Source organism: Mesorhizobium sp. ISC11, from assembly GCF_037162595.1.
GTDB lineage: Bacteria > Pseudomonadota > Alphaproteobacteria > Rhizobiales > Rhizobiaceae > Mesorhizobium > Mesorhizobium ciceri.
Map to the genome: position 1 here is coordinate 1 of NZ_JAVSPW010000001.1, position 16415 is coordinate 16415.

At 62.6% G+C, this 16415-nt stretch carries 17 protein-coding genes and 2 pseudogenes; 12 read left to right on the forward strand and 7 right to left on the reverse strand.

Annotation, left to right across the window (positions count from 1 at the left end):
• Window positions 1-192, forward strand: a pseudogene (locus tag RPF88_RS00005) (hypothetical protein); the annotation flags it as partial.
• A 103-nt stretch (window positions 193-295) separates the two neighbouring features.
• On the opposite strand, the pseudogene soxR reads toward RPF88_RS00005, so the two are convergent.
• A pseudogene (gene soxR / locus RPF88_RS00010) lies at window positions 296-767 on the reverse strand (redox-sensitive transcriptional activator SoxR).
• Between the two features lie 133 nt (window positions 768-900).
• Window positions 901-1359 (reverse strand): tRNA (cytidine(34)-2'-O)-methyltransferase, encoded by a 459-nt coding sequence (locus tag RPF88_RS00015; RefSeq protein ID WP_337121352.1) that lies wholly within the window; start codon window positions 1357-1359, stop codon window positions 901-903.
• A 443-nt stretch (window positions 1360-1802) separates the two neighbouring features.
• Between RPF88_RS00015 and RPF88_RS00020 the strand changes: the two genes are divergently transcribed.
• From RPF88_RS00020 to RPF88_RS00040, 5 genes are read left to right on the forward strand one after another with little or no spacing between them, the layout of a single operon-like run.
• Window positions 1803-2198 (forward strand): hypothetical protein, encoded by a 396-nt coding sequence (locus RPF88_RS00020; RefSeq protein ID WP_275952422.1) that lies wholly within the window; start codon window positions 1803-1805, stop codon window positions 2196-2198.
• A 29-nt stretch (window positions 2199-2227) separates the two neighbouring features.
• Window positions 2228-4114: an ABC transporter ATP-binding protein gene (locus RPF88_RS00025; protein ID WP_337121353.1), complete on the forward strand. Its 1887-nt coding sequence runs from the start codon at window positions 2228-2230 to the stop codon at window positions 4112-4114.
• 10 nt (window positions 4115-4124) lie between these two features.
• A complete protein-coding gene (locus RPF88_RS00030) occupies window positions 4125-6008 on the forward strand; it encodes an ABC transporter ATP-binding protein (protein WP_032808649.1) in 1884 nt (627 codons plus the stop codon).
• Window positions 6009-6012: 4 nt separating this feature from the next.
• Window positions 6013-6492 carry a GNAT family N-acetyltransferase gene (locus RPF88_RS00035; RefSeq protein ID WP_013529981.1) on the forward strand — a complete coding sequence of 160 codons (480 nt, stop codon included), beginning with the start codon at window positions 6013-6015 and terminating at the stop codon, window positions 6490-6492.
• Between the two features lies 1 nt (window position 6493).
• On the forward strand, window positions 6494-6805 hold the full coding sequence (locus tag RPF88_RS00040) for a DUF6665 family protein (RefSeq protein ID WP_337121354.1): 312 nt from the start codon (window positions 6494-6496) through the stop codon (window positions 6803-6805).
• A 3-nt stretch (window positions 6806-6808) separates the two neighbouring features.
• On the opposite strand, the gene RPF88_RS00045 is transcribed toward RPF88_RS00040, so the two are convergent.
• The gene (locus RPF88_RS00045) at window positions 6809-7153 is read right to left on the reverse strand and encodes a cupin domain-containing protein (RefSeq protein WP_013529983.1); all 345 of its coding nucleotides are present in this window, start codon (window positions 7151-7153) and stop codon (window positions 6809-6811) included.
• A 314-nt stretch (window positions 7154-7467) separates the two neighbouring features.
• On the opposite strand from RPF88_RS00045, the gene petA reads away from it, so the two are divergent.
• The 6 genes from petA (at window position 7468) to RPF88_RS00075 (ending at window position 12946) form a co-directional block, all read left to right on the forward strand.
• On the forward strand, window positions 7468-8028 hold the full coding sequence (gene petA, locus RPF88_RS00050) for a ubiquinol-cytochrome c reductase iron-sulfur subunit (RefSeq protein WP_013529984.1): 561 nt from the start codon (window positions 7468-7470) through the stop codon (window positions 8026-8028).
• A gap of 17 nt (window positions 8029-8045) precedes the next feature.
• Entirely contained in the window at window positions 8046-9347 is a 1302-nt protein-coding gene (locus tag RPF88_RS00055; RefSeq protein ID WP_013529985.1) for a cytochrome b, read from the forward strand.
• Between the two features lie 27 nt (window positions 9348-9374).
• Entirely contained in the window at window positions 9375-10247 is an 873-nt protein-coding gene (locus RPF88_RS00060) for a cytochrome c1 (RefSeq protein WP_337121355.1), read from the forward strand.
• 127 nt (window positions 10248-10374) lie between these two features.
• Complete coding sequence (locus RPF88_RS00065; protein ID WP_337121356.1) at window positions 10375-11070, forward strand: acid phosphatase; 696 nt, start codon at window positions 10375-10377, stop codon at window positions 11068-11070.
• Between the two features lie 175 nt (window positions 11071-11245).
• The gene (locus tag RPF88_RS00070) at window positions 11246-12391 is read left to right on the forward strand and encodes an alpha-hydroxy acid oxidase (RefSeq protein ID WP_337121357.1); all 1146 of its coding nucleotides are present in this window, start codon (window positions 11246-11248) and stop codon (window positions 12389-12391) included.
• 9 nt (window positions 12392-12400) lie between these two features.
• Window positions 12401-12946 carry an adenine phosphoribosyltransferase gene (locus tag RPF88_RS00075; RefSeq protein WP_013529989.1) on the forward strand — a complete coding sequence of 182 codons (546 nt, stop codon included), beginning with the start codon at window positions 12401-12403 and terminating at the stop codon, window positions 12944-12946.
• A gap of 45 nt (window positions 12947-12991) precedes the next feature.
• Here RPF88_RS00075 and RPF88_RS00080 read toward each other — a convergent pair whose 3' ends face one another.
• From RPF88_RS00080 to ychF, 4 genes are all read right to left on the reverse strand, one after another.
• Window positions 12992-13462 (reverse strand): MaoC family dehydratase, encoded by a 471-nt coding sequence (locus RPF88_RS00080; RefSeq protein WP_013529990.1) that lies wholly within the window; start codon window positions 13460-13462, stop codon window positions 12992-12994.
• Window positions 13459-13935, reverse strand: a complete 477-nt coding sequence (locus RPF88_RS00085; protein WP_013529991.1) for a MaoC family dehydratase — start codon at window positions 13933-13935, stop codon at window positions 13459-13461. Before RPF88_RS00085 ends, RPF88_RS00080 begins: the two co-directional genes overlap by 4 nt.
• A 123-nt stretch (window positions 13936-14058) precedes the next feature.
• Window positions 14059-15033 carry a magnesium/cobalt transporter CorA gene (gene corA / locus RPF88_RS00090; RefSeq protein WP_023809832.1) on the reverse strand — a complete coding sequence of 325 codons (975 nt, stop codon included), beginning with the start codon at window positions 15031-15033 and terminating at the stop codon, window positions 14059-14061.
• A gap of 240 nt (window positions 15034-15273) precedes the next feature.
• A complete protein-coding gene (gene ychF / locus RPF88_RS00095; RefSeq protein WP_024505635.1) occupies window positions 15274-16377 on the reverse strand; it encodes a redox-regulated ATPase YchF in 1104 nt (367 codons plus the stop codon).
• Window positions 16378-16415 lie beyond the last annotated feature (38 nt).

The window sequence follows — 16415 nt, forward strand, 5'->3', positions numbered from 1 at the left end:
CGCGTGCGTATGCCGCGCGACGGTTTCCTGCGCGAGACCTTCGTGCTGCCACGCTCCGATGCCCGGCTCAAGGCCAAGGAATGGTTCGAGCGCTTTCCCAAGCAGGCCTACTGGACCGAGATCGAAAGCTGGTTCGAGCGGCCGGGCGACCTGATCGAGTTCACCATCAGGCGGTTGCCTGCGGCCGACTAGGATTTCCTCGCCCCGTTTACGGGGAGAGGGTGCCGGCAGGCAGGTTGAGGGGCGGCGCGAACCTCTCAATGCTGGCGCCGCCCCTCATCCGTCTTCACTGCGTTCAGGCACCTTCTCCCCGTGAACGGGGAGAAGGAAGAGCGACCAGCCTCCTTGCCCCCGTTCCCTCGCGTGCCAGCCGGTCACCCTTGTTGCGCAGCGGGCATTTGTCGATCGACATGCAGCCGCAGCCGATGCAGTCGGTCAGCCCGTCGCGCAGTTTCTTCAACTGGGCGATCTTGTGATCGAGCCCGTCGCGCGGCGGTCGACAAAAGGTTCCAGTCGTCGCGCGTCGGAGTGCGGCTTTCGGGCAGTGATTCAAGTGCGGCACCGATTTCGGCCAGCGAGATGCCGACCTCCTGTGCAACCTTGATGATCGCCACGCGCCGCAGCACGTCGCGGCCGTAGCGGCGCTGGTTGCCCGACGTGCGGTGGCTGCGTATCAAGCCGCGGGCCTCGTAGAAATGCAGCGCCGACACCGCCACCCCGCTGCGCATGGCCACTTGGCCAACCGTTAATTCCGTTACAGGCGCCATGTCTGATTTTTCCGTCCCGATTTTTCTGCTTGACCTCAAGTTAAGTTGAGCTTGTAGCGAAGAAACCCTGGATGTGCAAACGAAGGAGAAGGCGATGTGCGCCTGGGTCGAGATGTCGGGAGACGGAGTGCCGTTATCCGAGTTGCCGGATGGCTTCGCCCACCACCATGGCGACGGAGAGCGCCACGTTGATGCTGCGCGCCGTACCCTGCATGGGGATGGTCAGGCGCGCATTCGCCGCCTGATGGACAGGATCCGGCACGCCTGCGGATTCGCGGCCGAACAGGAGGACGTCACCGTCCGCGAAGCTGAAGCTGGTGTAGGCCGTCGTGGCTTTGGTCGACAGCAGCACCAGCCGGTGCGAACCAGCCTTGCGCCATTCCTCGAAGGCGTGCCAGTCGACATGCCGGGTCAGGGCAGCCATTTCGAGATAGTCCATGCCGGCTCGCTTGAGCGCCTTGTCGGAGAGCGGAAATCCGGCGTGTTCGATGATGTCGACACCAAGTCCGAGGCACGCGGCGAAGCGCAGGATTGTTCCGGTGTTGCCGGCAATGTCAGGCTGGTAGAGCGCGATGCGGAGACGACGGTTCATTTCCGCGTCCTTCTAATAAGTGGCGGATCGGCCACAGCGGCTTGGCGGTTTTGGAAATTGCTGGACCTGCGGGTGGCCATTTTCTGCGAAGTCGGGTATACAACCAGCATTGTCAACCCGAACCGATGGAGGGGTAATTCATGATGACCATGCACATCCAGCGCCCCTCTCGTGGGCTTACCTGCCTGCCGGCGGTTTCGGTACGACGATTCTCCTGACTCTCTAAGACTTGATCGCACCGATTCCCGCCGAAACGATTTTTCGGCTCTCGAAGGAATCCTGCGATGTTTTTCAAAAAGTCAAAAGGGCTGAACGCCCCAACTGAAGCTGTCCGGACCGACACTCGTCATGTCCGGACCGATGCAATGCGTGCCTCCGGGCGAATGCCGGCGGACGATATTGCTTCGCCTTTTTATCTCGATTTTCACACGGAGGACGGACCGATGTTCGATCCCTACAGAATACCGGGCTCGAGGAGCCTGCATATCCACCGACTGCCGACCTGGGCGCTGCTGATCGGCGACACCTATTCGTCGGCGGTTCACGCCGAGGTTCGCCGCCGGCCGCATCGCGGCATGCTGCCGGATGTCGATTTTTCGCGCGCGGTTCCCGATCCCGGGCGGCCGTCGCTGGTGCGCCGGATCATCCGGCTGATCCGGCCTGGCGCGAAAAACCGGGCTGGCGGCATCGTGTCGTCAGGATCGTCTGGCGCAGCTGTCGGCGAAAAGCCCGCGAGCCCCTATATTGCGCGAAGCATTGCCGACGGTCCGGGTGATTCCGGACCGTCGGCACTCGACGCCATGGGTTCCGGGGACTTCGTACGCTCACGTGCCGCGTAAGCGGCAAACACATTTCACAGGCATGACCTATGTTGTTGTTTAGCTGGTTTGAAAAAAGGCTCGATCCGTTCCCCGCGGCGGAACCGGTCGAGCCGCCCAAGACGCTGGTTGCCTTCTGCGTGCATTATACGCGCGGCGCCTGGCCCTATATCCTTTTCGACGCAGTGCTGGTGACGGCCATCGCGATCGCGGAAGTGTGGATGTTCGGCTTCCTCGGCCGCATCGTCGACTGGCTGTCGGGGCAGAATCGCGAAACCTTCCTGCAGACGGAAGCCTGGAAGCTTGCCGGCATGGCCTTCATCGTGCTGTTCGCACTGCCGGGCACGGTATGGCTGCATTCGCTCCTCAACCAGCAAACGCTGATGGGCAACTATCCCATGCGCATCCGCTGGCAGGTGCACCGCTATCTGCTCAAGCAGTCGATGAGTTTCTACCAGGACGAGTTCGCCGGCCGCATCGCGACCAAGCTGATGCAGACGGCTCTCGCCGTGCGCGAATGCGTCATCAAGGTGATCGACGTCCTTAATTACGTTATCGTCTACTTCCTCGGCATGCTGCTCATCGTCGGCTCGGCCGACTGGCGGCTGGCCGCGCCGCTCGGCGTCTGGCTGGTCGGCTATATCCTTTTGCTGCGGTTTTTCATTCCCCGGCTGGGCAAGGTCGGCGAGGAACAGGCCAATGCGCGCTCGATCATGACGGGCCGGGTCGTCGACAGCTACTCAAACATCCAGACGGTCAAGCTGTTCAGCCATGCACGCCGCGAAGCGTCATTCGCCAAAGACGGTATGTCCGGCTTTCTCGAAACGGTCTACCGGTCGATGCGCCTGGTGACAGTGCTTTTCGGCTCGCTCTACATACTGAACGCGCTGCTCTTGTTCTCGGTGACCGCGATGGCGCTGTGGCTGTGGCTGGGGCAAGCAGTGACGATCGGCGCGGTCGCCGTGGTCATCGGCCTTGTGCTCAGGTTGTGGGGCATGTCGCAATGGATCATGTGGGAAATGTCGGGCCTGTTCGAGAACATCGGCACGGTGCAGGACGGTATCGCCTCGATCTCGCTGCCGCGCCTTGTCGAGGACCGGCCGGACGCGAAGGAGATCAGCGTCTCCAGGGGTGAGATCCGCTTCGAGGACATCCGCTTCCACTACGGCAAGCAGAAGGGTGTGATCGAGGGCCTGTCGCTGGCGGTGAAGCCGGGCGAGAAGGTCGGCATCGTCGGCCGTTCCGGCGCCGGCAAGTCGACGCTGGTCAACCTGTTGCTGCGCTTCTACGACCTCGAAGCCGGGCAGATATTGGTCGATGGCCAGGAAATCGCCGCTGTGAAGCAGGATTCGCTTCGTGCGCAGATCGGCATGGTCACGCAGGACACCTCGCTGCTGCATCGTTCGGTGCGCGAGAACATCCTTTATGGCCGGCCCGATGCAACCGACGAGATGCTTGCCGAGGCGGCGCGGCGCGCCGAGGCGCTGGACTTCATATCAGGGCTTTCGGATGCCAGCGGCCGCAAGGGCTTCGACGCCCATGTCGGTGACCGCGGCGTCAAATTGTCCGGTGGCCAGCGGCAACGCGTCGCCATTGCTCGCGTTATGTTGAAGGACGCACCTATACTTATCCTTGACGAAGCGACCTCGGCGCTTGATTCCGAAGCCGAGGCGGCGATCCAGGAGAATCTCTACAAGCTCATGCAAGGCAAGACCGTCATCGCCATCGCGCACCGGCTGTCGACCATCGCGGCGATGGACAGGCTGGTGGTGATGGACAAGGGCCGTGTCATCGAGGAAGGTTCGCACGAAGAACTCGTCGCCAAGGGCGGGCTCTACGCGCAGCTCTGGCAGCGCCAGTCGGGCGGGTTCCTGCTTGAGGACGGTCCCGCCGACGCCGCCAACGACGCACTTGCAAAGAGGCAAGCCGCAGAATGATGGCCGCCGCATGATGACAGCCGTCTATCGCTGGTTCGAGAACTGGGTCTATCCGTTCAGGGAGCCGGCGAATCTTCGGCCACCGATCAGTGTCGGCGGCTTTCTCTGGCACTATGTCGGCCAGGCGAAGTTCGCCTTCTTCGCCATGCTGGTCATCGGCGGCATCGCGCCGCTGGTCGAGGCCGGCCTGTTCTACTTCGTCGGGCGGCTGGTCGATATTCTCGACCAGCTTCCCGCCGAGCGCAGCTGGCACGCACTGTGGGCCGCCGCCGGCCCTGAACTGGTTTTCATGGCCGTGGTGGTGCTGGTCATCCGCACCGTCGTCGTCGGCTTGTCGGCGCTGGTCGACGAACAGACGATCACGCCGGGCTTCTACAATCTGGTGCGCTGGCAGGCGCACCGGCATGTCTCGCGCCAGTCCTACGCTTTTTTCCAGAACGATTTCGCCGGCCGCATCGCGACGAAGGTCTGGCAGGCGGGCCAGGCGACCGGCGACTTGATGGAAAGCTTCATCGAGGTCGTCTGGTTTATGATCGTCTACACGGTGACGACGCTGGCGCTGGTCGCAGGCCTCGATCTCAGGCTGGCGGTTCTGGTGGTGATCTGGATTTCCGCCTTCGGCTGGCTGGCCAAGCTCTATTTGCCGGCAATCCGCAAGCATGCCGAGGAAACAGCTGAGGCCGGCTCGATGATCACCGGCCGCATCGTCGATTCCTATTCCAACGTGCAGACGCTGAAACTGTTCTCGGCCGATGGCGACGACCGCTACATCAGGAACGGTTTCGACATCTATCTCGACGCATTGCGCCCGTTCACCCGCCGGCTGACCGGCGTGCGCATGGCGCTGACCACGCTGTCGGGCATCATGATCACGGCGATCGGCTGCTTTGCCGTCTATCTCTGGGTCGAGGGCTCGATCACCGTCGGCGCGGTCGCCTTCACCCTGTCGCTGGTGCTGCGCCTCAACATGCTGCTCGGCCGGCTGATGATGCAGCTCAACAGCATCTTGCGAAACCTCGGCGTGCTGGAAAATTCCAAGGCGCTGATCTCGCAGCCGCTCGGCCTCACCGATGCGCCCGACGCCAAGGAACTCGTCGTGGCAGGCGGCCGTATCGCGGTGAAGAACGTCGAGTTCCATTACGGCAAAGGTTTCGGCGTGCTGAACGGCATCGACCTTGTCGTCAGGCCAGGCGAGAAGGTAGGGCTGGTCGGACCGTCCGGCGCCGGCAAGACGACCCTCGCCAATCTGATCCTGCGCCTCTACGATCTCGAGAGCGGGTCGATCACCATCGATGGCCAGGATGTCGCCAAAGTTACGCAGAATTCGCTGCGCGCCAATATCGGCGTCGTCAGCCAGGACACGGCGCTGTTCCACCGTTCGCTGCGCGACAACATCAAGCTCGGCATGCCTGACGCGACCGATGCGGAGGTGATCGCGGCGGCGAAAAAGGCTGAGGCGCACGAGTTCATCCTGACCTTGCGCGACAACAGGGACCGCGCCGGCTACGAGGCGTTTGTCGGCGAGCGCGGCGTCAAGCTGTCGGGAGGCCAGCGCCAGCGCGTGGCGATCGCCCGCGTCTTCCTCAAGGATGCGCCGATCCTGATTCTCGATGAGGCGACCTCGGCACTCGATTCCGACATCGAGGCGGCGATCCAGGAGAATCTGACACGGCTGATGGAAAACAAGACGGTCATCGCCATCGCCCACCGGCTGTCGACGATCGCAGCACTCGATCGTCTGGTGGTGCTCGACGGCGGCCGCATTGTCGAGCAAGGCACGCATGACCAATTGGTGGCGCTCGACGGGCTCTATGCGCGGCTGTGGAAGCGGCAGTCCGGCGGTTTTCTCTATCACGAAGACAGCGTGCTCGAAGAGACGCGCCCGGCGGAGTAGCTCCATGGGTGGATCGACAGGCGCCATCCCAGAGGTCGGCTACGTGCTCAAGCGGCTCCGGCCGACCATGCCGGCCTTCGACACGCTGAAGGAAGAGAGCCGGCTGGAAGGCTACTGGATGCTGGTACGCCTTGCGGATGGCTGGGCAAGTGGCCGCAACAAGTTCCTGAAACGGGGGGAGGCGCTGTACGGAGCATGGTATGGAAGGGAACTCGCCGGCGTGTGCGGGTTGAACATCGATCCCTATTTCGAGGGCAGGGGCCACGGCCGGGTCCGGCACCTGTTTGTGAGCGCGCGCCACCGTCGCGCCGGCCTTGGCCGGATGCTGGTCGAAACCGTTGTCGACAGGGCACGTCACCATTTCGCCATGCTGAACACCCGCGCGCCGCAAGAAGCCTTCGGTTTCTATGAACGGCTTGGCTTTCAGCGCGTAGCAGGCGAAGAGTTCGTCACACACCGCATGGTTTTCGGGAAAGGAGGCTGAAATGTCCTTGCGTCCGCCATCTCATCTTGCCGGCGCCTCGGCCGCCGAAGCCGCCTTCTACGCGCTCGGCCATGAAATATTGGCGGAAAAGGCGGCAGCACTCGGCCGCGCCGGCCAGCGGGTAGAGGAAACGCTGGCCAGGCTGCGCGACAATGCCGACGAGCAACTGCGCCCCCTTCTGCTCAAGGATGCCGCCGAGGCGGTGCATGGCTATTTCATCCAGCGCGAGCTGTGCGGCTTGCGCAAGCACGATGCCGTCATTCGTGAATACAACATCCCGAAAGCGGTGCTGGCCAGGCTCGGCGCGAAATAGGGATCACTCCAGCCATTCGGTGATGAAGCTGCCATTCTCGTGGATGTCGGTCGTTTCCAGTGGGCCTGGGCCGAGATTGGTGAATTTGTGCGGCGTATTGGGTGGCACGATCAGGATCTGGCCGGCGGATGCCTCGATTTCCTGGTCGCCGACAGTGAACAGGCCGGTGCCCTGGCGGATGATGAAGATCTCCGCGTAGGGATGTGTGTGCAGGCGCGGGCCGCCGCCGACATCAGGTAGATAGTTGAAGATCAGGCAGGAGTTGGAGCCGTAGGCGCCACATTGCAACTCGCCCTTCCAATGGTCGGAGCGAACGGCCCAGGTGTCGCGGTCTATGACGTGTGCCATGATGACAAGGATAGGCCCGGCTGGGGCCTTGTGTCGAGCCGAACAAGGGCGTCGGATTTGCGGGTGTTTCCCGGTTGTTTAGTGATGGTTGGCGGCTATCCGGCGTCGTGTTGACCGGCGGCGGATTTTGTCCCCGCGACAATCTGCCCTTGTGCCTTCACCCGTCTGGACAAAAACGGGCTTCACGCATAAACCGAAGTCCAAATGCCGGAGGAATTCGCAAGCCTGTTCGCCATGCGCTGTCGGGTTGGCGTAATTGAGCGGGGAACAAGGCTCAACCACCGGCACGGAAGAGGCGAAAGGATCAGGCACCCGTGAGCGCAACCGACACCCAGGATCCCAACCGTCGTGATTTTCTCTACGTCGCCACCGGCATGGCCGCAGTGGTCGGCGCGGGTGCTTTCGCGTGGCCGTTCATCGACCAGATGCGCCCTGACGCCTCGACGCTGGCACTCGCCTCGGTCGAAGTCGACGTCGCCTCGCTGACGCCGGGCATGTCGCTGATCGTCAAATGGCGCGGCAAGCCGGTCGTGGTCCGCAACCGCACCGAACAGGAAATGAAGGACGGCGAGGCGGTCAAGCTGGCCGATCTCAAGGATCCGATCGCCCGCAACGCCAATCTGCCGGCCGACGCACCGGCGACCGACGCCAATCGCACCACGCCCGGCAAGGAAGCCTGGATGGTGATGGTTCAGGTCTGCACGCATCTCGGCTGCATTCCGCTTGGCCAGGAAGGCGATTTCGGCGGCTGGTTCTGCCCTTGCCACGGTTCGCAATACGACACCGCCGGCCGCATCCGCAAAGGCCCGGCGCCGGAGAACATGGCGGTTCCGGTATTCAAGTTCATTTCCGATACCAAGATCCTTATCGGTTGAGGCAGGGGGATATTTCGATGAGCGAGGGACACTCGACCTATACGCCCAAAACCGGTCTCGGACGCTGGTTCGACGCCCGCATGCCGCTGCCGCGGCTGGTCTATGACAGCTTCGTTGCCTATCCGGTGCCGCGCAACCTCAACTATGCATGGACCTTTGGCGGCATCCTGTCGATCATGCTGGTGGCGCAGATCCTGACCGGCATCGTGCTGGCCATGCATTACACGGCCGACACCAATCTGGCCTTCGGCTCGGTCGAGAAGATCATGCGCGACGTGAATTCGGGCTGGCTGCTGCGCTACATGCATTCGAACGGCGCCTCGTTCTTCTTCGTCGCCGTCTACATCCACATCTTCCGTGGCCTCTATTACGGCTCCTACAAGGCGCCGCGCGAACTGCTGTGGATCCTCGGCTGCATCATCTATCTCCTGATGATGGCGACCGGCTTCATGGGCTACGTGCTGCCGTGGGGCCAGATGAGCTTCTGGGGCGCCACCGTCATCACCGGCTTCTTCAGCGCCATTCCGCTGGTCGGCGACTGGATCCAGCAGCTGCTGCTCGGCGGCTTTGCCGTCGACAACCCGACGCTGAACCGTTTCTTTGCGCTGCACTATCTGTTGCCGTTCATGATCGCCGGCGTTGTCGTGCTGCACATCTGGGCGCTGCATGTCGTCGGCCAGTCGAACCCGACGGGCATCGAGGTCAAGTCGAAGACCGACACCGTGGCCTTCACCCCCTACGCGACCATCAAGGACGCGTTCGGCATGATCGTGTTCCTGTTCTTCTTCGCCTATTTCGTCTTCTACCTGCCGAACTATCTCGGCCATCCCGACAACTACATCGTCGCCAACCCGCTGAAGACGCCGGCCCACATCGTGCCCGAATGGTACTTCCTGCCGTTCTACGCGATCCTGCGCGCCATCACCTTCAATGTCGGGCCGATCAACTCCAAGCTCGGCGGCGTGCTATGCATGTTCGGCGCCATCGTCATGTTGTTTCTGGTGCCGTGGCTCGACACTTCGAAGGTGCGCTCGGCGGTTTACCGCCCTTGGTACAAGCTGTTCTTCTGGCTGTTCGTGGCCGATGCCATCCTGCTTGGCTGGCTGGGCTCGCAGCCGGCGGAAGGCAGCTATGTGTTCATGGCGCAGATGGCGACATTGTTCTACTTCGCCTTCTTCCTGATCGCGCTGCCGGTGCTCGGCCTGATTGAGACGCCGCGACGGCTGCCGAACTCGATCACCGAGGCGGTGCTCGAGAAGAACAAGGGCGGCAGCGGACATCCGGCGGGCGCTACGGCGGCTCCGGAAACCAAAGGCTGAGCGGTAGAGAATCTAAGGGGATTTGGCATGAAAAAGATTCTCACCTCGCTGGCGCTGATCGGCCTTGTGGCCGTCGCCGCTGGGGCCGCGGGCACTCGGGCGATCGCCGCCGAAGAGGCACACAATGTGGCCAATCCGACGCATTTCCCGATCGACGAGCCGAAGGAAATGGACTGGAGTTTCACCGGCCCATTCGGCACCTATGACAAGGCGCAGCTGCAGCGCGGCCTCAAGGTCTACAAGGAAGTCTGCTCGGCCTGCCATTCGATGAACCTGGTGGCGTTCCGCACGCTGTCGGACCTCGGCTATTCCGATGCGCAGATCAAGACGCTGTCGGCCGAGTACACCATCCACGACGGTCCCAACGATGCCGGCGACATGTTCGACCGTCCCGGCAAGCCGTCCGACCACTTCCCACCGCCCTTCGCCAATGAGGAAGCCGCCGCTGCCTCCAATGGCGGTGCTGCTCCGCCAGACATGTCCCTGCTGGCCAAGGCTCGCGGTGTCGAACGCGGTTTTCCGCAGTTCGTCTTCGATATCTTTACCCAGTACGACGCGGGCGGCCCCGACTATATCCACTCGCTGCTGACCGGCTACGACCAGACGCCGCCTGCCGGCATGGTGATCCCGGAAGGCACCCACTACAATCCGTACTTCATGTCCGGCGTGTCGCTGAAGATGCCCAAGCCGCTCTCCGACGGCCAGGTGACCTATGATGACGGTGCGCCGCAGACCATCGACCAGTATTCCCGCGACGTCTCCGCCTTCCTGGCATGGGCGGCCGAGCCGCATATGGAAGAGCGCAAGAAGACCGGTTTTCGCGTTCTGGTGTTCCTGCTTTTGTTCGGCGCGCTGGTCTATCTCACCAAGCGCAAGGTGTGGGAAGGCGTGGCGCATTAAGCCACACAATCAAGTGATCGCAAAGGGCGCCGAGAGGCGCCCTTTTGCATTTCCGGAGGCTGGTCGTGTCACATGGCCGTCACCGCATCCGGCGATCCTGGGCTGCTCTCATCAAAGGATCGCATTCATGAAAAGATACGCATCGCTCGCGGCAGGCCTGCTGCTGCTCATCGTCGGCTCGGCCGCGCAAGCGGAAGACGCCCAGCCTTTCGTCACCAACAAGGATGTCGACCTGACGATGATCCTGCCGCCGCCGCCGGCAAATGATTCGGCACAGACCAAGGCCGAACTCGGCGAGGTGCTGATGCTGCAGGTGACACGCACGCCCGAGATGGTGGCCAGCGCCGTTGCCGATGCCGAGGAGAATGTCTGGCGCTTCGCCAACGTCATGGGGCCGAAATTCAACAAGGAAACGCTGCCCAAATTCAGCGCCTTCTTCGATCGCGTCGTGGCCACCGAAGGCGCCGTCGTCGATCCGGCCAAGGATATCTGGAAGCGCCCGCGTCCGCACCAGCTCAGCGACCTCGTCAAGCCGGCGGTCAAGTTGTCGAGCTCCGGTTCCTGGCCGTCCGGCCACGCCACCGTCGGCACCATGATGGGCATTATCCTGTCCGATATGGTTCCGGAAAAGCGCGCAGAGATCATGGCGCGTGCGGCCGAATACGCCCACAACCGCGAGGTCGGCGGCATCCACTATGCGTCCGACGTCGAGATGGGCAGGATTTCCGGCAGCGTCATCGCCGCGGTCCTGCTCAACCGGGACGACTTCAAGGCCGAATATGAAGTGGCCAGGGCCGAGCTTCGTTCGGATCTCGGCATGTAACCTTCGTCAATCGGATCAGACCAGAAAGGGGCGCTTCGGCGTCCCTTTTTTGCTCATGGCCATGTCCGGAGGGCGGTTCGAAAAATAGTCCGTTGGCACGCCGACAACAGGTTGATATTCGATGCATCGAACGGTGGCGAGAAACTTGTCCCGCCATGGCCTTTGGAATTCGATGATGCGGCTCAGCGACTGTCACAACTTTTCCGATTTCCGCCGCATGGCGCAGCAGCGGCTGCCGGGACCGATCTTCAACTACATCGACGGCGCGGCGGACGACGAGGTCACCTATCGCCGCAACACCGAAAGCTTCGAGACCTGCGACCTCGTTCCCAACGTGCTGCGCGGGGTGAGCGAGGTCGACATGTCGGTGACGGTCATGGGCCAGAAGCTGGCGATGCCGTTCTATTGCTCGCCGACCGCCTTGCAGCGCCTGTTCCATCACCAGGGCGAGCGCGCGGTCGCCAAGGCCGCCGCCAAATACGGCACGATGTTCGGCGTGTCGTCGCTGGGCACTGTCAGCCTCGAGGAGGCGCGCAGCATCAGCAGCGGCCCGCAGGTCTACCAGTTCTATTTCCACCGGGATCGCGGTCTTAACCGGGCGATGATGCAGCGGGCGAAGGCGGTCGGGGTCGAGGTGATGATGCTGACCGTCGACAGCATCACCGGGGGAAACCGCGAGCGCGACAAACGAACCGGCTTTGCCATTCCCTTCAAGCTCAACCTTACCGGAATGGCGCAGTTCGCGCTCAAGCCGGCCTGGGCGATCAACTATTTCACCCATGAGGGCTTCAAGCTGCCGCAGCTCGACGAGCATGTCGACATGGGCGGCGGCACGATGTCGATCAGCCGTTACTTCACCGAGATGCTCGATCCGTCGATGACATGGGACGACGTCGCCGAGATGGTCAAGCTCTGGTCGGGTCCGTTCTGCCTAAAGGGCGTCATGTCGGTGGAGGATGCCAAACGCGCTGTCGACATCGGCTGCAGCGGCATCGTGCTGTCGAACCATGGCGGGCGGCAGCTGGATGGCTCACGGGCGGCGTTCGACCAGCTTGCCGAGATCGTCGATGCGGTTGGCGACAGGATCGACGTCATCATGGATGGCGGCGTGCAGCGCGGCACACACGTGCTGAAAGCGCTGTCGCTCGGCGCCAAGGCCGTCGGCGTCGGACGCTACTATCTGTTTCCGCTCGCGGCGGCCGGCCAGCCCGGCGTGGAACTGGCGCTCGAACAGATGCGGGTCGAGATCGAACGCGGCATGAAGCTGATGGGCTGCAGCTCGATCGAACAATTGTCGCGCAACAATCTCCGTTTCAGGTAATCTCGACCCATGAAATCCTCGCTCGAAGACACGCTGCTTGCCGCGATCCGCACCATTCCGGACTATCCCAAGCCCGGCATCCTGTTTCGCGACATCACCACGCTGCTTGGCAATGCGCGCGCCTTCCGCCGCGCCATCGACGAACTGGTGCATCCCTATGCCGGCCAGAAGATCGACAAGATCGCCGGCATCGAGGCGCGCGGCTTTATCCTTGGCGGCGCCGTCGCCCATCAGCTCTCGGCCGGTTTCGTGCCGATCCGCAAGAAGGGCAAGCTGCCCTACGAGACGGTGCGCGTCGCCTACAGCCTGGAATACGGGCTAGACGAAATGGAGATGCACAAGGACGGTGTTGCTCCGGGCGAGAAAGTGATCCTGGTCGACGATCTGATCGCCACCGGCGGCACGGCTGAAGCGGCGGTCAAGCTGCTGCGCCAGATAGGTGCCGACATCCTCGCCGCCTGTTTCGTCATCGACCTGCCGGACCTCGGCGGCCGTGCCAAGCTGGAGGCGCTTGGCGTGCCGGTGCGGACGCTGATCGGGTTCGAGGGGCATTGAGCGTTCTTCCCTTCTCCCACATGGGAGAAGGAAGAAGCGCCGCCTCTACTCGGCCTTCACCAGCACGGCGCTTTCGAACTCGAGCACCTTGGCGCCGGTCGAATCGAAAGCTTCCGAACGCAGCGCCAGCAGCCGCCAGCCGGGGCGTGAGGCAATCGGGCGGTGCGACAGCGCGGTGCGCGTAAAGGTGATGGTTTGCCCGGCATAGACCGGCTTCAGCCATTTCAGGTTCTTGAAGCCAGGCGAGGGGCCGAATTCCGGCACCGGACCGGGGCCGCTCCACGCAGCGATCTCGGCGTCCATGCGGTTTTCGAGATTGAGTTTCATCCAGGTGGCGGCGGTGTGCCAGCCGGATGCGCAGAGCCCGCCGAGCACGCTTTTCTTCGCGGCCTCCTCGTCGGTATGGAAGATCTGCGGGTCGTATTTGCGGGCGAAGGCCTTGATCGCCTCGGGCTCGAATGTGTGCGAGCCGAGCGTCACCGTGGTGCCGATACGAAAGAACTCGTCCAGTGTCATGCTTGGCTCCCCGCGGCATCGCGCGTGAGGAACATGGCGGAGTTCTCGAGCTCGAAGACGCTTTCGCCGCGCTGGTTGAACAGTTCGCTGCGCATTGTAACGAAGCCGAGTTGCGGCTTCGATTTGGACAGGCGCTTGGCAACGACCACCAGGGTGCCGGTCAGTTGATCGCCGGCCAGGACCGGCTTCTTCCATTTGACCTGATCGACGCCGGGCGCGCCCTGGCAGGTCGAGTCCAACAGGAAGGCATCGCACAGCATGCGCATGAACATGGCGCAGGTGTGCCAGCCCGACGCCGCCAGCCCACCGAGGATGCTGGCCTTGCCGGCTTCCTCGTCGAGATGCATCGGCTGCGGGTCGAATTCTCCGGCGAATTCGACGATCTCGGCGGCACTCACGAGCTTCGAGCCGAGGTCGATCGATGCACCCTCGATGAAGTCCTCATAGGCCCATGTTTTTATCTCTGCGGTCATGGTCTGGAATCCGGCTTGTCGACCCACGATCCTCAGGATCGGGGTTTCCGGATGCAGGCCGGCGTTCATTTGGTCAAGCGATTTCTACTGCGCCAGCCTGTGGCAGCCGATCGACAGGCCCACTCAGAGCCAGCCGCGGCGGCGGAAATACCAGAAGGGCAGGATCGCCGACAGCACCATCATGGCGATGGCGAAGGGATAGCCAAGTTCCCATTTCAACTCGGGGATGACGTCGAAATTCATGCCGTAGATCGAGGCGACCAAAGTCGGCGGCAGGAAGATGACGGCGGCGACCGAAAAGATCTTGATGATGGCGTTCTGCTCGATCGAGATCATGCCGAGCGTCGCGTCGAGCAGGAAGGAGATCTTCTGCGACAGGAAGGTGGCGTGGTCGGCGAGTGACAGCACGTCGCGAGACAGCGTCTTGATGCGCGCCTTGGTGTCCTTGCTCATCTTGGTGCGGGTCGAGGCATGGGCGAAAAAGCCCGCCAGGCGCTGCAGCGAGATCAGGCTGTCGCGGATCGAAGACGCGATGTCCTCCTTGCGGCCGATGGCTTTCAACAATTCCTGGAAGTCGCGATTGCGCTTGGAAACCTTGGTCGATCGCGCCTCGAAGATATCGCGCGAGATCGCCTCGATGTCACGGCCGGCACGCTCCAGAATGTCGGCGAGACGGTCGACGATCGCCTCCAGCAAGCCGATCAGGATGGTGTCGCCGCTGGTGCAGCCGGTCGCCACCTTCTCGGCGCGCTGCGGAAAGGTCTTGAAGGCCTTCGGCTCATGGTAGCGCACAGTGATCAACCTTGTGCCGGCGAGCACGAAGGTGACCGGCGACATCAAGGGATCGTCGACCTCGGTCTGCGCGGGCAGGGTTGCGGTCATGAAGTAGGCGCCGTCCTCGACATAGAGGCGGCTCGAAATCTCGATCTCCTCCATCTCCTCGCGCGTCGGAATGGCAACGCCGAGCCAGCTCTCGATCGTCGCTTCCTCTTCCTTTGTCGGGTTGAACAGGTCCGCCCAGACGATGGTCTCGCTGTTTGCCAGGAGATCGTCGACGACGCGCAGGCGATCATTGTCCACGACGAAGGCCTTGATCATCGCCTGATTCCCTTGCTGGGGCCAAAGGGTGCGTTCGGATTGACGCGTCGTGTTGGATTGCACGGTTCCCGGCGCCAGCGCCGACCGTGCGTCTGCCGCTTAGACCTGTGACGTGACAAAATCAAGACAAGTGGCTGTCCCGGGCGGCCCGGCGGATGGCCGCCGGCCGAGACGGAAAATCACGCCTGAAAAGTTTCGTCGGTTACCCCGTCGGATGTCTGGATGCTCGATAGACCAGCCTCAGGTGTTGAACTTGAACAGCAGGATGTCGCCGTCCTGGACGACATATTCCTTGCCTTCGTCGCGGGCCTTGCCGGCTTCCTTGGCCGCCACTTCGCCGCCCAGTGTGACGAAGTCATTGTAGGCGATGGTCTGGGCGCGGATGAAGCCGCGCTCGAAATCGGTGTGGATGACGCCGGCGGCCTGGGGGGCCTTGTCGCCCTTATGGATGGTCCAGGCGCGCGTCTCCTTCGGCCCGACGGTGAAGTAGGTGATGAGGTGCAACAGATCGTAGCCGGCGCGGATGACCTTGTTGAGGCCGGGCTCGTCGAGGCCGAGCGAGGACAGGAATTCCATCTCTTCCTCATCGGAGAGCTGTGCGACCTCGGCTTCGATGGCGGCCGAGATCACCACGGTGCCGGCGCCCTGGGCGGTCGCCATCTTTTCCACGGCCCTGGTGTGCTCGTTGCCGGTGGCTGCGTCGGCCTCGGCGACGTTGCAGACATAGAGCACGGGATGCGAGGTCAGAAGGTTCAGGCCCTGCAGGATGCGCAAATCTTCGGCCGAAATATCCTTGAGCAGGATGCGGGTCGGCTTGCCGGCCTGCAGCAGTTCTAGCGCTGCCTCCATCATCGGCAGCACTGACGTCGCTTCCTTGTCCTTGCTGCCGGCGCGCTTGCGGAATTGCACGATGCGGCGCTCGAGGCTGTCGAGGTCGGCGAGCATCAGCTCGGTTTCGACCGTCTCGGCATCGGCCACCGGGTCGATGCGGCCCTCGACATGGGTAATGTCGTCATCCTCGAAGCAGCGCAGCACATGCACGATGGCGTCGACCTCGCGGATGTTGGCGAGGAACTGGTTGCCCAGCCCTTCGCCCTTCGAGGCGCCGCGCACCAGACCGGCAATGTCGACGAAGGAGATGCGGGTCGGGATGATCTCCTTTGACTTGCCAATCGCCGCGATCTTCTGCAGGCGCGGATCGGGCACCGCGACCTCGCCGGTATTCGGTTCGATGGTGCAGAACGGATAGTTGGCGGCCTGCGCCGCAGCCGTTCTGGTCAACGCGTTGAAAAGCGTCGACTTGCCGACGTTGGGCAAGCCAACGATGCCGCATTTGAAACCCATTTTGTCCGGTCCTATCGGGAAATAGAAATTTGATCAGG

Coding starts and splice junctions, on each gene's coding strand:
- RPF88_RS00015 (WP_337121352.1), bottom strand. CDS start 1,359: ATGAACCGTCGTCTCCGCATCGCGCTCTACCAGCCTGACATTGCCGGC.
- RPF88_RS00020 (WP_275952422.1), top strand. CDS start 1,803: ATGTTCGATCCCTACAGAATACCGGGCTCGAGGAGCCTGCATATCCAC.
- RPF88_RS00025 (WP_337121353.1), top strand. CDS start 2,228: ATGTTGTTGTTTAGCTGGTTTGAAAAAAGGCTCGATCCGTTCCCCGCG.
- RPF88_RS00030 (WP_032808649.1), top strand. CDS start 4,125: ATGATGACAGCCGTCTATCGCTGGTTCGAGAACTGGGTCTATCCGTTC.
- RPF88_RS00035 (WP_013529981.1), top strand. CDS start 6,013: ATGGGTGGATCGACAGGCGCCATCCCAGAGGTCGGCTACGTGCTCAAG.
- RPF88_RS00040 (WP_337121354.1), top strand. CDS start 6,494: ATGTCCTTGCGTCCGCCATCTCATCTTGCCGGCGCCTCGGCCGCCGAA.
- RPF88_RS00045 (WP_013529983.1), bottom strand. CDS start 7,153: ATGGCACACGTCATAGACCGCGACACCTGGGCCGTTCGCTCCGACCAT.
- RPF88_RS00055 (WP_013529985.1), top strand. CDS start 8,046: ATGAGCGAGGGACACTCGACCTATACGCCCAAAACCGGTCTCGGACGC.
- RPF88_RS00060 (WP_337121355.1), top strand. CDS start 9,375: ATGAAAAAGATTCTCACCTCGCTGGCGCTGATCGGCCTTGTGGCCGTC.
- RPF88_RS00065 (WP_337121356.1), top strand. CDS start 10,375: ATGAAAAGATACGCATCGCTCGCGGCAGGCCTGCTGCTGCTCATCGTC.
- RPF88_RS00070 (WP_337121357.1), top strand. CDS start 11,246: ATGCGGCTCAGCGACTGTCACAACTTTTCCGATTTCCGCCGCATGGCG.
- RPF88_RS00075 (WP_013529989.1), top strand. CDS start 12,401: ATGAAATCCTCGCTCGAAGACACGCTGCTTGCCGCGATCCGCACCATT.
- RPF88_RS00080 (WP_013529990.1), bottom strand. CDS start 13,462: ATGACACTGGACGAGTTCTTTCGTATCGGCACCACGGTGACGCTCGGC.
- RPF88_RS00085 (WP_013529991.1), bottom strand. CDS start 13,935: ATGACCGCAGAGATAAAAACATGGGCCTATGAGGACTTCATCGAGGGT.
- corA (WP_023809832.1), bottom strand. CDS start 15,033: ATGATCAAGGCCTTCGTCGTGGACAATGATCGCCTGCGCGTCGTCGAC.
- ychF (WP_024505635.1), bottom strand. CDS start 16,377: ATGGGTTTCAAATGCGGCATCGTTGGCTTGCCCAACGTCGGCAAGTCG.